Here is a 15,214-nt window from a genome sequence, read left to right as displayed (position 1 = left end):
AGGATTATACAAATAATAATCCTGATCTACGGATTTTTATCCACGAAAAGCACGAAAAGCACGAAAAAAAGCAAAGCGGTAAAGGTTATCTTGATTTCCGTTCATTCTTCTATTAACCCAGGGCGAAAGGTTAAGTTATGCTTTTTGCCCCTTTTAACTTGGCCACCCATATATAAAGGGGAATACGGCAATTTTAATAAATTAAATTTAAAAAACAAATTACATATAAATAATATATATATTACTCTTTGTCTGTGATATGGTTTAAGTAAATCTAAAGCATAAAAAACGTATAACTGGAACAGCTTTAAACAGAAGCCTCGTTCGTCTTCAGTTTGTGGAAATGCTTACCATTAATGCCTTGATCAGCCCTTCTTGGCCTTAAATTGATAGCCGTATTTTTTAATAACAACCCAATAAGATTAGTTGGTTACTCAAACAAGCTACGGCAGTAGAAATTAAATGCCCCGGTTTTACTTGCTACCGCCAGTAAAAATAGCGCTATACAAAAAATGATAAAAACAAGCGATAACCTTATGAAAATAGCCAGTTGATAGCGTTAATCAAACCAAACTTTAGGGCAGAAACATGACAGAAAAAATGTATTACAAGTATTGGGGCAAGGCCAAGTCAGATAATGACAGCGGCGCAAGTTACCATTTGCTGCCTTATCATTGTTTGGATGTGGCGGCGGTTGGGTGGCAATTATTAGCGCCTGACAAACCACTTTGCAAACAATTAGCAAAGCAATTAAAAGTAGAGCCCGAATGGTTAAGACAGTTTTTTGTTTTTTGTTTGGCTTTGCATGATTTAGGTAAATTTTCTCAAGCTTTTCAAAGCCTACGGCAGGATTTGTCAGTTGATTTAGTAAAAGCCAATCCAAGAATGTCTTATTCTGAACGACACGATAGTTTGGGTTTTTGTCTATGGCAAGAAATACTGCAAACCAAGCTTGATGAGCAATTACTAGCCAGTGATTCGACTGATTCTGCTGTTAACGCCTGGCCGATCCAGCTCAAATCTTGGCTGGAAATAGTAACAGGTCATCATGGTGTGCCGCCCAAAACGAATTTACGAACGCGGAATTTTTTTGAAGTTGTAGATGAACAAGCCGCAATGGCATTTGTTCAGGATTCAGTTGAGTTCTTTCTTGCAGATTTCGACTTCCAACCACTGTTGGACAAGGCACTTAAAAAACGGCTGAAACCGGTATCCTGGCAATTGGCCGGTGTTGCTGTGTTAGCTGATTGGTTGGGTTCTAATCAGGAATATTTTATTTATTACGATAAGCCTAAAGAATTAAAAACGTATTGGCATGAGATTGCTTTAGAAAAAGCAAAAGAGGCTATCGGTGCATTACCTAAAATCCCGGATGTTAATGCATTTCAAACTATTGAAAAACTGTTCCCTTTTATCCAGCAACCGACGCCGTTGCAAGAATATGCCATTAAAGAACCGCTCACCGAGCAACCGCAATTGTTTATTTTGGAGGATGTCACTGGAGCCGGAAAAACCGAAGCTGCCTTGATTTTAACTCAGCGTTTGATGGCACATGGCTTGGCGGATGGTTTATATATTGCCTTACCAACCATGGCAACTGCCAATGCCATGTATAAAAGATTGAGCAATGTTTATCACCAATTTTATCAATCCGGCAGTAAACCGTCCTTAATTTTGGCGCATGGTGCGCGTGAGTTGTCTCAAGTTTTTCAGGATTCTGTTGTTTTAGCCAAGCAATCGATAACAGATGGCGATTATCTGAGTGGACAAAACGAGGAGGATCAGGAATTAAGTGCGACCGCCTATTGCAACGCTTGGCTGGCTGACAGCCGAAAAAAAGCATTATTAGCCGATGTGGGTGTTGGTACATTGGATCAGGCGTTGTTAGCCGTTTTACCCGCACGCCATCAATCTCTACGCTTGCTGGGTCTGGGTCGTAAAGTGTTACTGGTCGACGAAGTCCATGCTTATGACAGTTACATGCAAAAGTTGCTGAATGCGTTACTTGAAGCTCACGCCAGGCAAGGCGGTAGTGTGATTTTATTATCGGCAACCTTGCCGCAAACCATGCGTGAAGGGCTTGTTAACGCTTTTTATAAAGGTCTGGGGCAAAATGCTCCAGCGTTGAGTTATCCTGCTCCTTATCCTTTAGCAACACATACACCGGCTACAGCCATTGAACAGTCGATAGATACCCGCGAAGCAGTTAAACGTACCGTCAACATTCAACGCTTGAATAACGAAGAAGAAGTTATTGCACAAATTAAGTTAGCTGTTGCCGCTGGCCGCTGCGTCTGCTGGATACGCAATACGGTAAAATCTGCCAGACAGTCATATCAAGATTTATTAGATGCTGGTATTGCTTCGAATCAACTAAGTCTTTTTCACAGCCGCTTTGCGATGATTGATCGTCAAGTCATTGAAAATAGAACGCTGGAATACTTTGGCGATAACTCTACCCCTGAACATAGAAAAGGTCAGGTGTTGATAGCTACGCAAGTAGTTGAGCAATCCTTGGATTTGGATTTTGATGTGATGATCAGTGATTTGGCACCTATTGACTTGATCATACAGCGGGCAGGAAGATTAATGCGACATATCCGGGATATGCAAGGTAACCGGATTAGGCAGGAAGGCGCAAAAGATTTACGAGGCAGGCCGATACTTTACCTGCTTTCACCAGATCCGATAGAAGGCGCCGATATAAATTGGCTAAAACCAGATTACGCCGGAACACAGGCCGTTTATCAGCATATCGGTCAGCTTTGGTTGACGGCGAAACTTTTGGTTAGGCGAGGCCAATTTACTATGCCTGATGATGCGAGGGATTTAATTGAAGGCGTGTATTCATTTGATGCCGAAGAGAAAATACCAGATGCACTGTTAGACGGTTCTATACAGGCGACAAGTAAAGCCATGGTACAAAAAAGCATGGCCGATCTGAACGTGCTAAAACTCAACAAGGGCTATACCCGTTCCAGCGGCGATTGGGATGAAGAAACCAGAATGCCGACGCGTTTAACAGAAGAAGAAACCATCTCGGTAGCGTTGGCCATTGTTGAAAATGGCCAACTAAAACCCTACGCCCAAGCAGAAACTTATGCCTGGGCATTGAGTACCGTTAAATTACCGAGCCATGAATGGGGAAAAGCACAGCAACAGATACCGGATAATCTAAAAGCCATGATCGTAACCTTGAAAGCTGAGCAAAAAGCGTTGTGCTGGGTTGAAATACTGCCATTTGAGGAAGGACAAGTTATTTATTCCTCTTCGCTTGGATTTGTAGGATAGCAAGTGATTTTTTGGCAATTATACACAGTGTATAAACGGCTTTTGAAAGCCAAGGAGAACACATGAATTTAATGACCGACCACTGGATACCCGTTATTCGTCAAAATGGACAACCGGACATTATCGCCCTGTGGCAAATTACTGAAGTAGATAATCCAGTTGTTGAAATTACTGCATCAAGGCCAGATTTTCAGGGCGCTTTGTACCAGTTGTTAATCGGTACGCTGCAAACCTGTTTTGCGCCAGAAGATGAAGATCAATGGCTTGATTATTGGCAGCAATCGCCTGAACCGGATGAATTGCAGGCCTGTTTAGAAAAGGTTGCGTTTGCGTTCGAGTTGGATGCTGTCGATGGCCCTGCATTTTTGCAGGATTTTGATTTGCCCGATGGAGAAACTAAAGGTATTTCGGCATTATTGATCGAATCACCGGGTGGAAAAACACTTAAAGATAATCTTGACCACTTCGTTAAGCGCGATCGCGCCAATCAGCTTTGTCCAAGTTGTACTGCAACAGCTTTATTTACGCTACAAACCAACGCTCCTTCCGGTGGCGTTGGACATCGTGTAGGACTTCGCGGCGGTGGGCCGCTAACAAGCTTAATTTTTCCAAAAGACCCATCGGCCACTTTATGGCAAAAACTTTGGTTGAATGTGTTGAACCAAGAGGAACTGGAACCTGCTGAAAAAATCGATTCAAGCATCTTGCCTTGGCTGGGTAAAACCCGTGTTTCCGAAAAGGGTAAAATCACCTCGCCAGCCGAGGTTCATCCATTGCATGCGTACTGGGGAATGCCGCGTCGTATCCGCTTGACGACAAAAATAGCCAATACTGACTGCGATTTGTGTGGCAATCATGCGGAGCTTTTATATCAGGCCTATCGAACAAAAAATTATGGCACTAACTATGATGGTGCCTGGATACATCCTTTAACGCCTTATCGTTTCGACTCGAAAAAAGTTAATCTCCCGTTATCTTTGAAAGGACAACAAGGTGGCTTAGGTTATCGGCATTGGCTAGGTATCACTTTGCAAGATAATGATAACGGCGATAAAGCGTCAAAAACCGTACAGTTATATAACCAAGAACGTGGCAGAATTATAAGTGACAGTGGCGCAGTTTCACTTTGGTGCTTTGGTTACGATATGGACAACATGAAAGCAAGGTGTTGGTATGAATCAAGATTCCCCATCTATTACCTTAGCGAAATGCAACGTAACAATCTGACTGATTGGGCGACTGAGTTTGTTAATGCGGCCAAAGAAACAGTCAAAATGCTACGTGAAGAAGTGAAATCAGCCTGGTTTAGTCATCCGAAAGATGCTAAGGGTGATATGAGCCAAATTGACGCGCAATTTTGGCAAGCCACAGAAATGGATTTTTACCGTTTACTGGAGCAACTGGCGATGCTGCCGGAGGATACGCGAATGGCACCGAGTGAAATTTACGCAAGCTGGCATGAAACCCTTAGAAAACAGATGAATCATGTTTTTGAAACGGCAACCTTGGCATCAACACCGGAAGACCTGAATTTAAAGCGGATTGTGACTGCGCAAAAAGCCTTACGCATTAAATTTTATAGCAACAAAATTATTAAAGCACTTAAAGCAAAAGCTAAACCAGAGGAGGCAGCCTGATGAGCGAAGACTACTATTTTTTAAATACAGCGGAACAACACGCCTTACAAAGTTGGCATGTAGGGTTGGACGATAATCGCGGTGACCGCGCTCGGTTACGTCGAGCAGAAAGCCCGGAAGATATTTTATTAACGGATGCATTTTTTCATTTCTTGGCAAAAATGCCTGAAATGTTTCCTCAAAAATTGCCTCAAGATCAGAAATTATATGTTTCTGCGGCTATTGCTGGTTTACTTTCACAGGTTAAGAAGGGCGATACGCCATTCAGCTTTGCCAAGCAGTTGGCAACGCCAATGAAAGACAAAAGCAAGGCTCCCATGAGTGAATTACGTTTTCAGCAATTACAAAAAAGCCCAACCACCGATGATTTTTATCGTCGTATTATCAGAGCCATTAAATTACTGGGTAGTAATGTCAATATTCTTTCGTTAGCCAACGATATTATTCATTGGCATAAAGAGTTTGAACATCAGCTTGATAGACATCCATCTAACCGGCTGGCGGTTCGCTGGGTCACCGATTACTTCACTGCTTTACCTAAAAAATCTGACTAAGGAGAGACTACATGAGTCGTTTTATACAATTACATTTACTAACTGCTTATCCGCCTGCCAATTTGAATCGTGACGACCAAGGCAGTCCAAAAACTGCAAAAATGGGCGGTTACGATCGCTTGAGGGTTTCTTCGCAGTGTTTGAAAAGAACATGGCGTACATCAGATTTATTTCAAACTGCAATGAGTGATCACTTGGGTACTCGAACCAAATTGTTAGGGATTGATATTTATAACCAGTTAATCGCGGGTGAAATAAAAGAAAAGGATGCTAAAGATTGGACGAAAGCCATGGCAGGGGTATTCGGTGCGTTAAAAAAAGCTGAAAAAGACAAACCGTTGGCAGATCTTGAGATTGAACAATTGGTTCATGTCAGTCCTGCTGAATTACAAACGATTAAAGCCCTGACTGAAAAGCTTATTGCTGAACAGCGAGCACCCGAGGTTGATGAAATTAAGTTGCTGCGCTTAAATGAACAGGCGGTAGATATTGCCCTGTTTGGTCGTATGTTAGCTTCCAGTCCTTCTTTTAATATTGAAGCTGCCTGTCAAGTCGCTCATGCCATCAGCGTACATCCAGTGGTGATTGAAGATGATTACTTCACGGCTGTTGATGATCTCAATAATGGCCTTGAAGATGCGGGCGCCGCCCACATCGGCGAAACACGTTTTGCTGCCGGTTTGTTTTATTCCTACATTTGTATCAACCGCGAATTGCTGGTTAAAAATCTGGACGGTAATGAAGATCTGGCAAACAAAGCCATTCGCGCTCTAACCGAAGCAGCGGTTAAAGTCGCTCCCGAAGGTAAACAAAACAGCTTTGCGTCTCGCGCTTATGCCTCGTATGTGCTGGCTGAAAGGGGCAATCAACAACCAAGATCATTATCAATTGCCTACCTTAAACCCATTAATCATCGTGAAAACGAAGATTTCATCGCCGATTCGATTAACGCCATTATCAAACAAAAAGATAGTTTTGATAAAGTCTACGGTGCCTGTGCGGATACTCGCTGTGAGCTGAATGTCTCAAAAGAGCAGGGTACTTTGGCTGAACTGCTGGATTTTGTCGGTCAATAAAGGGGGGCGCTATGGATGTTCTGGTATTTCGTTTATATGGGCCGATGGCAAGCTGGGGTGAAATTGCCGTTGGTGAAAATCGCCACACCGCCAATTACCCTAGTAAATCGGCCATTATCGGCTTGTTGGCAGCCGCGCTGGGCATTGCTCGCGACGATGAAGAAAAACAGCAACACCTGCAACAAGGTTATGCGTTGGCTGTGGAAGTTGTGGCTGTCGGAAATTTGCTGCGTGATTATCACACGACGCAAGTGCCCGACTCGGTAGGTAAGTTTACTTATCGCACTCGACGTGATGAATTGATTTTAGGCAAACAGCGCTTGGGTACTATTTTATCCAGCCGCGAATATCGCACTGATGCATTGGCGCTGGTTGCTGTTCGTACTTTAGCTAATGCTCCTTTTGCGTTGGCTGAAATTCAGGCCGCTTTGTTGGAGCCTAAATATCATTTGTATCTGGGACGTAAATCCTGCCCTTTGGCAGCGCCCTTGCAGCCTCAGCTTATTACTGACCAAGCTAATTATTTTTCCGCATTTAAAGCCTACCAACATAAACCCATGTTGCCGACATCAATCGCAAGTGATGGCACGTTGGCACAACGTGATTATGACTGGTTGGGTCGGCCGAATGATCGCCATTATTACTGGGAAGGACTGCCGGAGGATTTTTCCGATGATACTTTGGCTTTAACTCGGCGACAAACGCGCACACGGCATGATCAACCGTTATCTCGTAAGCGCTGGCAGTTTATGCCGCGCCAAGAGCATTATTTATTTTGTTCGGGAGGAGCGTAATGTATTTTTCCAGAGTTCGCATTCGTCCTAATATTTTTAAATCATCGCAATTAGGTAAAGTGCTGGAAGGCAATGTTTACGGTATTCATCGTCTGTTATGGGATTTGTTCCCGGAAGAAAAGCAAAGAACTTTTTTATACCGCGAAGAAATTGCCCGTGAACAATTGGGAGCATTGCCCACTGTGCGCGGCGAATCTGTTTATTATTTGGTATCGCAAACCAAGCCAATCGAAAATGAGTTATTCAGTGTTGATTTTAAAAATTATCAACCACAATTGGCAGTCGGGCAACATTTGACCTTTGAATGTCGAGCCAATCCAGTGGTGACAAGGCTCGGTAAAAAACATGATGTAGTCATGGATGCACAGCAGCAGTTTTTAAAATTACTGGTTAAAGAATTCAATCTTGAAACTCAGTTGCCAGAAAAACAGGAAAAGAGTGCTTATAAAAAACTTCTTTTGGATAAAGGTGGAGAAGCATTCAGTCAGCGTCTTACTGACATACTACAAGCTGATCCACTTTATGCCGAGAAATTACAGCAGTGCAAGCAACTTTCTGAACTTTTGGAATGGGCACTAAAATCCTGTATTGATAGATCTCTTGAAAACTGGTTTAAAAATCAGGGTGAACGACTGGGATTTAAGCTGCTTACTGACGACAATGATTTAAGAAAACTGCAAAACAGTGCTTATCAATGGCATAGTTTGTCTGTAAAAGGGTGTAAAGGTGATAAGTCAGGTTTTAGCTCAGTCGATTTTACCGGTGAGCTACAAGTAACTGATATAGATAAATTTAAGGATGCTTTATTTACAGGTATTGGCAGATCAAAGGCTTTTGGTTGTGGATTGCTACTGATACGGCGATGTGGCTAAAAGCTATGGTTATCAGTGGCTTAATTTGTTGCTGGGTATCTTTTGGCGCTTACAAATGATCTTACAGATAACAAACGTTATTTATCTTCACGATTATCAATTGTGGCTACGTTTTAACGATACTTCAGAAGGCATCGTCAATTTAGAGGATGAACTGTGGGGAACAGTATTTGAACCACTTAAAGACCTGACTTTATTCTGTCAGGTTAAGTTGAATAAAGAATTATCTACTGTGGTTTGGCCTAACGAAGCTGATTTGGCTCCTGAGTTTTTACATGCGTTATTGCAGAGATAATCAGATGATTTCCCTTGTAAAATCAAACAAGGCATCGGCCCTGCCAAAGCTTTTGGGTGCGGTTTGCTTTCTTTAGCCAGGATTTAATTGCAATTGAATTTCATGGGGCAAGTGAAATCTGCCAGCCAACGCTTAATTGTTACGCACGATATGGCTTATTAAGCCAGTGAGCATACTGATTTAGAGTTGCCGGTGATTAAACCTGAGTAGAAAATCCTCAATAGCGCTATTGGAAGAAAGAATAGTGGGTACGAGTCTTCCATTGGCGCGTATGGAAGGCTCCTCCGGAATCGCGTAGGCCATAGCTATCAAGGCATTCAGCGGGTCGTTATTTCAGTAACGTCCCATGCGCGCCAGCGGACCTTCCATAGGCGCTGAGTGAACCATCCATACACGCATTTTAATGATAAAAATAGGACAGCGGAAAGCAAAAGCACATGTTGCAACTTAACAATATGGCTGGTATGCGTTATTTACAACTTGTTTACATTCAGATAAAGAGGCTTCCTAGCTGTCCAAGTCTGGTTTAATCATTCTGAAAGTCTCTGATGCTGATTTTTATATTCGGATTGTTCATACCAACGAGGCGGTTCACCAGTTGTTTTTTTAAAATAGTAAGTCGCAGCCGAATACTTTTAACCGTTTGGCTCATTATTAAAATCAGTCTGCCAAAAACCATCCACCCTTTCAAAACCATTTATTGAAGGAATAATTATGCTGCCACCCTTAAAACCTATCACCATGAAAGAACGTGTTTCTATGGTGTTTGTGGAAAAAGGTCAAATTGATGTTAAAGACGGCGCTTTTGTCGTTATCGATGAAACCGGTATTCGTACCCATATTCCTGTTGGCAGTGTGGCTTGTATTATGCTTGAGCCAGGCACACGGGTTTCGCATCATGCCGTCGCTTTAGCTGCACGGGCAGGGACGTTGTTGGTTTGGATAGGTGAAGCCGGAGTTCGGTTATATGCCGCAGGACAACCCGGTGGAGCACGGTCAGACCGGTTGTTGTATCAAGCCAAATTAGCCCTGGATGATGATGCTCGCTTAAAAGTTGTGCGTAAAATGTACGAAATTCGCTTTGGTGAAAAACCGCCCGAACGCCGCAGTGTTGAACAGTTGCGAGGTATAGAAGGCTCTCGTGTTAAAAAAACTTACCAATTGTTGGCCAAGCAGGCGGGTGTCGATTGGAAAGGGCGTAATTATGACTACACCCAATGGGAAGCAGGCGATACGTCAAATCGTTGTATCAGTGCGGCGACAGCCTGTCTTTATGGTATTACTGAAGCGGCGGTGTTGGCAGCGGGTTATGCGCCCGCCATCGGATTTATCCACACTGGCAAACCCTTGTCCTTTGTTTACGACATTGCCGATTTGTTTAAATTTGACGCGATTATCCCCCATGCCTTCAAAATTGCTGCTAAAAATTATCATGATCCGGAACGCGAAGTACGGTTAATGTGCCGCGATATTTTTCGGCAAAGTAAAATTCTCAGAAAAATTATTCCTACCATTGAAGAGGTGCTGGCTGCCGGCGAATTTGAACTGCCCAAAGCGGCTGAAGAAAGTATTGCGCCAGCCATTCCTAATCCAGAGAGTATCGGCGATGTTGGTCATCGTAGTTGAAAATGTTCCGCATCGATTAAGAGGTCGATTAGCGGTATGGCTAATCGAGATTCGTGCGGGTGTTTATGTTGGCGATTTATCGGCTAAAGTGAGAGAAATGCTTTGGTCGCAAATCGAACAAGGTATTGAAGAAGGTAATGCAATTATGACTTGGAGTACCAATACCGAATCCGGTTTTGATTTTATAACCTTGGGTAAAAATCGGCGCTTACCGGTCGAGTTTGACGGATTAAAATTGGTTTCTTTTTACCCTGTTGAAGATCAAAAATAGGATCACGCTCTTTAACAATTTAAGGCTAAAAAACAGCTGTTTTTTTGGTGGAAAATAAGAGGTCATTATTTCTTATGATTAACAGTATGTTATGATCAGTGCGTTCCCCACACCCGTGGGGATGAACCGCAGTAGCTCTTTCAATTACTACTGAAAAAACTGCGTTCCCCACACCCGTGGGGATGAACCGTACGCAAAGTACATCTTAAACGGCTCAGTAAAGCGTTCCCCACACCCGTGGGGATGAACCGCCCTTCCCGCTTACCTTGCTGACATGGCGTTAGCGTTCCCCACACCCGTCGGTAATTGTCAATGTAGTTGTCGCATCGACGGTTAAATCTTACTCTGGTTTGTTTTCTGAATAATCACTTCCTTGATAGCATTTTTTTGTTTAGGCCTTGTCTGGGTTAAGGTGGACTGTCTGGATTTTTCCCCAATTACGGGAGCTTCCAGTCCAGCGTTGCGGATGTTTAGCACGTGCTGCTTTGTAGACGGCTTTACGGTTATCCAGAAGCTTCCCCCTGCGTCAGAATAGTTGTCGCCTCAACTTTTAAGAAAAAATAAAATTTGAGAGTAGAAATGAAAAAATATAAAAGGTATTCAGTAGGCTTCAGAGAGCAGGCCCTGGTAAAAGTATACAATCGTAGTAATGACCAATCAGTTCAGTCCGTCGCAAACGAATTGAATATCCATTTAACAACCTTGAAGGCTTGGATGAAACAGAAGGAACAGGACGTCAAACTTGCACCGCTAAAATCAAAGCGTCCCGAAGATTGGAGCTCTGAAGAACGCTTTACTGCTTTACAAAAAACCTATAATTTGATCGGTGAAGACTTAAATGCCTGGTGTCGTGAACGCGGCGTTTTTATTCATCAGTTGGAACAATGGAAAGCTGATTTCTGCCGCCAGGATGACTTAGTAGACAAGCGTGAAGAAGCGCGGGTCCTGCGTATATTGAAAGAAGAAGTCCAAAGCCTTGAGCGCAATTTATTGCGTAAAGACAAAGCCTTAGCAGAAGCCGCAGCGCTGTTGGTACTGCAAAAAAAGTTCCGGGCGCTCTTGGGGGGAGAGGTCGAATGACTGGCCACGAAGAGCGCGAACAAGTGATTGCTTTACTTAATGAATCAGTAACTGCGGGAGCACGTCAAGCTAAAGCCTGTGAAGTATTAGGACTTAGTGAGCGTACCTTACAACGCTGGCAGACAGGTGAGACGATTCACTGCGATCAACGCCCCTTGCGTGACTATCAACCGCCACACAAACTAACAGCAATCGAGCGTGCCGAGGTGCTGATCGTCGCTAATTCAGATGAATTTGGTCATCTGCCACCGAGTCAGATCGTGCCACGACTGGCCGACCAAGGTAGCTATCTGGCGTCTGAGTCGACCTTCTATCGCATCCTGCGCGAGGAAAAACAGCTTACCCATCGGCGTAGCGAACGTCCGGCTCAAACACGAACAAAGCCACGCGCGGCATGTGCTACAGCACCTAATCAACTGTACAGTTGGGACATTACTTATCTGCCATCACTGATCCGTGGACAGTTTTTCTATCTGTATCTATTTGTTGATATTTTCAGCCGAAAGATCGTCGGTTGGCAGGTGTATGAAGAAGAAAACAGCGCCTTGGCTGGCGAATTGTTACGTGATCTCTGTCATCGTGAAGGGATACAGGCAGAACAGCTTATCCTGCATTCTGACAACGGCAGTCCGATGAAGGGATCGACTATGCTGGCGACCTTGCAACAACTGGGTGTCATGCCTTCGTTTAGTCGGCCATCGGTTAGCAACGATAATCCGTACTCAGAATCGTTGTTTAAGACCTTGAAATATCGTCCTAACTATCCGCTAAAGCCGTTCGCCGATGTTACGGAAGCGCGTCAGTGGGTCACAAGCTTAGTGGAATGGTACAACCATGAGCATCGTCACAGCGCTATTCGGTTTATTACTCCAGCGCAACGCCATGAAGGCTTGGACGACAAGCTTCTGGATAACCGTAAAGTCGTCTACGAAGCAGCACGTGCTAAACATCCGCAACGCTGGACTGGAAGTTCCCGTAATTGGGAAAAAATCCAGACAGCCCACCTTAACCCAGACAAGGTCTAAACAAAAAAATGCTACCAAGGAAGTGATTATTTAGAAAACAAACCAGAGTAAGATTTAACCGTCGAGGCGACAACTACATTGACAATTACCGCCCCGTTCATGACTACCGGCGTTAGGGTAAACACGAGCGAGTGTGCTGGTTAAGGTTTGGCCAACAAAAAAAGCCAGGCGATCATGGTAAACATGGACGCGAACATTTTCACCAATCATTCGGGATGGCACGGTATAAAGCACCCTTTTGACTTCCAGGGTGCTGCTGCGCGTCACTTTCAGACTGAGCTCGCTATAATCCATGAAGCGCTCTCCCGGTAAAGCTTGTAAGGCCAGTTGCTCATCTTTAAAGCGGCCTTGGCAGCGTTTGTTTAGGCGCTCTGTAACCTTGTTTAGAAATGCCTGATAATCTTTGATGGCGGCAAAATCAGCACTTCCTCTCAGCTTTAGGGCTTGATCCAGTCGTCGTTTAAAGGATCCATGGGCACATTCAATCGCCCCGTTTTCATGGCTCACGCCACGATTATTGCGTGTTGCCCGCAAGTTATAATGGGCACAGAGCGCATCATAAGATTGCGTCAATTTCTGCTCTTCAACGCTGTTAATAAAAGCCGCACTTAAACTGTCGGTACGATGCTCAACAGGACTGCCACCGGTCAGCGTTAACGCTGACTGCAAGCCATCGGCCAAGGCGGAATAACTTTCACCGCCCAAAATGATCTGTACATAACGCCAACCACTATAAGCAAAACGAAACTGGTACAAGAGATGGGTAAACACTTTATTCTGGATGGTAATTTCGGTATTTGGATGACTGAAGTCTGATAAGCCTTGCTGTCCAGCCGGCACGGACTGACGAAAGATCACCACTTTCTCCGGTCCTTCGGTTGCTTTCCACTGTTTGACACGACGCTGAAGGGTTCGCAATACGCTAAAGGGAAATTTACCGGCATGTTCATCTTCCAGATATTCCCAAAGTGTTAAGCCCGTTAGTTGCGCTTCTTTCTCTAGCAAGGGCACCAATTCTTTTTTCCAAATAGCTTCCAAAGGGTCTTCACGAGTACGCCAATGACGTTCTCCATGAATTGATAATCGTTCACCTTTTTCTATTCTTCGACCGGAACGCTCAGAAATGGAGGCTTTAGCTGCTGCGGTTTCTTGGCTTTTTCCTGATTTACGTGTGTTCATATATAAACTCTCTTGACGTTGAGTGATACGTTTTCCAGCCAAGGGTGGACTCCAAAAAATTGAAATACACCCTTGTCCTACATATCGGTCAACCGGTCAAGATAATTGACGCCGACCGGACAGGGTAATTGTCGCCGAACAGACTCAATATTGCGATTATTTGTTCGGTCTATCCAGTTACCCAAATACTCGTAACCCAATGACTCGCTAAACAGCTTAACCACACGGGCTTGGGTTAGTTTTTCTATTTGGCCGACATTAGATGATTCCATGGCGCTGTTTTTCCGTCGTTAGTTGAATAGCTGTAAGTAATCCGTAAACACATACATCTTGCCGCGTTTGCCTCCGGTGATTTCCTTTAATATGCCAAACCGTTCCAAATCGACAATCAGCTTGTAGGCCGAGGCAGATGATATTTCAGCCACCTCGCCCACTTTGGCGGCATCAATCATCGGACGTTGGTACAAATAATGAATTACTTTCCGTGCATTAGCAGTTCTGCTGCCCAAGGTTTCTATTTGACTATCTACCTGCTTTTGCAGCTTCAGAATATTGTCGAACGTGGTAATACTGCTTTGCGCGGTTTCAATAACGCCGACCAGAAAGAACTTGAACCATTGCTGCAAATCGTTTTTTTCCCGCACCCGCATCAGATTGTCGTAATAAAGGGAGCGATTGCGCTCGAAAAAATCCGACAAATACAAGACCGGTTGCTTCAATATCCCTTTGCTCACCAGATACAACGTAATCAGCAAGCGCCCCACGCGACCATTGCCATCAAGGAATGGGTGGATGGTTTCAAACTGGTAATGTACCAAGGCAATTTTTAGTAACTCGGGAAAATACTGTTTATCATTATGCACAAACTGTTCAATATCGCCGATCAGCTCGCCAATGGAAGTATGCACTGGCGGCACGAACACCGCATCGTTAAGCGTTGCCCCACCTATCCAATTCTGGCTAAGCCGGAACTCGCCCGGCTGCTTGTGCTTGCCGCGCACACTTTGCATCAAAGTTTTGTGTGTCTCACGGATCAAGCGTGCAGAAAAGGGCAGCGTCTGCAAAGTTACAATCGCCTGATTCATAGCCGCCACATAGTTTTGCACCTCCTCCCAGTCATCCCGTTTATCCAGCGCGACATCTTCCTGCTCCAGCAGCGCTTCTTCCATATTGGTCTGCGTGCCTTCAATCTTGCTCGATTGCGTAGACTCCTTCAACACGTGCATACGGATAAATAAATCGATATTGGGGATGTAGTCCGAATACATGTCCAGTCGGCCCAGTTCCCGATCAGCCTGTCCCAGTAACTGAATTAACGCCATATTATCCAGCACCCAAGCACGGTTGATAGGATTAGGCTGAAAACTTTTATAATGGGCTTGCTGGACGTTCTGACCTGCCTGAAAACTTTTCATTGCTGTGGCTTTTCCTAAAAACTAAAATAATTTCGTTTGTTAATTTAGATTTTACGAGGAAACTAAAATAACACAAGCTGCTATTTTAGTTCTTAACGC

Annotated in this window: 12 protein-coding genes, 2 pseudogenes and 1 CRISPR repeat array; of the genes and pseudogenes, 11 read left to right on the top strand and 3 right to left on the bottom strand. The window is 44.1% G+C overall.

What is annotated here, in order from left to right; translation table 11 throughout:
- The first annotated feature begins 588 nt into the window (after nt 1-588).
- The 11 genes and pseudogenes from cas3 (at nt 589) to KKZ03_RS17565 (ending at nt 12,521) form a co-directional block, all read left to right on the top strand.
- On the top strand, nt 589-3,291 hold the full coding sequence (gene cas3, locus KKZ03_RS17610; protein WP_243218088.1) for a CRISPR-associated helicase Cas3': 2,703 nt from the start codon (nt 589-591) through the stop codon (nt 3,289-3,291).
- A gap of 62 nt (nt 3,292-3,353) precedes the next feature.
- Entirely contained in the window at nt 3,354-4,928 is a 1,575-nt protein-coding gene (gene casA / locus KKZ03_RS17605; protein ID WP_243218087.1) for a type I-E CRISPR-associated protein Cse1/CasA, read from the top strand.
- On the top strand, nt 4,928-5,482 hold the full coding sequence (gene casB, locus KKZ03_RS17600) for a type I-E CRISPR-associated protein Cse2/CasB (protein ID WP_243218086.1): 555 nt from the start codon (nt 4,928-4,930) through the stop codon (nt 5,480-5,482). The genes casA and casB overlap by 1 nt, the downstream gene beginning before the upstream one ends.
- 11 nt (nt 5,483-5,493) lie before the next feature.
- Nucleotides 5,494-6,558 carry a type I-E CRISPR-associated protein Cas7/Cse4/CasC gene (cas7e, locus tag KKZ03_RS17595; RefSeq protein WP_243218085.1) on the top strand — a complete coding sequence of 355 codons (1,065 nt, stop codon included), beginning with the start codon at nt 5,494-5,496 and terminating at the stop codon, nt 6,556-6,558.
- Nucleotides 6,559-6,569: 11 nt separating this feature from the next.
- On the top strand, nt 6,570-7,352 hold the full coding sequence (cas5e, locus tag KKZ03_RS17590) for a type I-E CRISPR-associated protein Cas5/CasD (protein ID WP_243218084.1): 783 nt from the start codon (nt 6,570-6,572) through the stop codon (nt 7,350-7,352).
- Nucleotides 7,352-8,224: a type I-E CRISPR-associated protein Cas6/Cse3/CasE gene (cas6e, locus tag KKZ03_RS17585; RefSeq protein WP_243218083.1), complete on the top strand. Its 873-nt coding sequence runs from the start codon at nt 7,352-7,354 to the stop codon at nt 8,222-8,224. The genes cas5e and cas6e overlap by 1 nt, the downstream gene beginning before the upstream one ends.
- Nucleotides 8,217-8,519, top strand: a complete 303-nt coding sequence (locus KKZ03_RS17580; protein ID WP_243218082.1) for a DUF2442 domain-containing protein — start codon at nt 8,217-8,219, stop codon at nt 8,517-8,519. Before cas6e ends, KKZ03_RS17580 begins: the two co-directional genes overlap by 8 nt.
- A gap of 15 nt (nt 8,520-8,534) precedes the next feature.
- A pseudogene (locus KKZ03_RS22110) lies at nt 8,535-8,606 on the top strand (type I-E CRISPR-associated protein Cas6/Cse3/CasE); the annotation flags it as partial.
- Nucleotides 8,607-9,233: 627 nt separating this feature from the next.
- Nucleotides 9,234-10,145, top strand: coding sequence for a type I-E CRISPR-associated endonuclease Cas1e (cas1e, locus tag KKZ03_RS17575; protein ID WP_243218081.1), 912 nt, complete (start codon nt 9,234-9,236; stop codon nt 10,143-10,145).
- The gene (gene cas2e, locus KKZ03_RS17570; protein WP_243218080.1) at nt 10,126-10,416 is read left to right on the top strand and encodes a type I-E CRISPR-associated endoribonuclease Cas2e; all 291 of its coding nucleotides are present in this window, start codon (nt 10,126-10,128) and stop codon (nt 10,414-10,416) included. The genes cas1e and cas2e overlap by 20 nt, the downstream gene beginning before the upstream one ends.
- A 100-nt stretch (nt 10,417-10,516) precedes the next feature.
- Nucleotides 10,517-10,728: a CRISPR direct-repeat array (repeat unit 29 nt; unit sequence GCGTTCCCCACACCCGTGGGGATGAACCG).
- A 267-nt stretch (nt 10,729-10,995) separates the two neighbouring features.
- A pseudogene (locus KKZ03_RS17565) lies at nt 10,996-12,521 on the top strand (IS3 family transposase).
- Between the two features lie 54 nt (nt 12,522-12,575).
- Here the strand turns inward: KKZ03_RS17565 and istA are convergent.
- The 3 genes from istA to KKZ03_RS17550 all read right to left on the bottom strand — a co-directional run bounded on the left by istA (nt 12,576) and on the right by KKZ03_RS17550 (nt 15,115).
- A complete protein-coding gene (gene istA, locus KKZ03_RS17560) occupies nt 12,576-13,700 on the bottom strand; it encodes an IS21 family transposase (protein ID WP_243218079.1) in 1,125 nt (374 codons plus the stop codon).
- Nucleotides 13,701-13,777: 77 nt separating this feature from the next.
- On the bottom strand, nt 13,778-13,972 hold the full coding sequence (locus KKZ03_RS17555; RefSeq protein WP_243218078.1) for a hypothetical protein: 195 nt from the start codon (nt 13,970-13,972) through the stop codon (nt 13,778-13,780).
- 18 nt (nt 13,973-13,990) lie between these two features.
- Nucleotides 13,991-15,115 carry a Fic family protein gene (locus KKZ03_RS17550; RefSeq protein WP_243218077.1) on the bottom strand — a complete coding sequence of 375 codons (1,125 nt, stop codon included), beginning with the start codon at nt 15,113-15,115 and terminating at the stop codon, nt 13,991-13,993.
- Nucleotides 15,116-15,214: the final 99 nt, after the last annotated feature.

Origin of the sequence: Methylobacter sp. S3L5C, from assembly GCF_022788635.1 — a bacterium.
Classification (GTDB): Bacteria; Pseudomonadota; Gammaproteobacteria; order Methylococcales; family Methylomonadaceae; genus Methylobacter_C.
The sequence above is the reverse complement of the archived record's forward strand: the minus strand, read 5'-3'. Positions and strand labels throughout refer to the sequence as shown.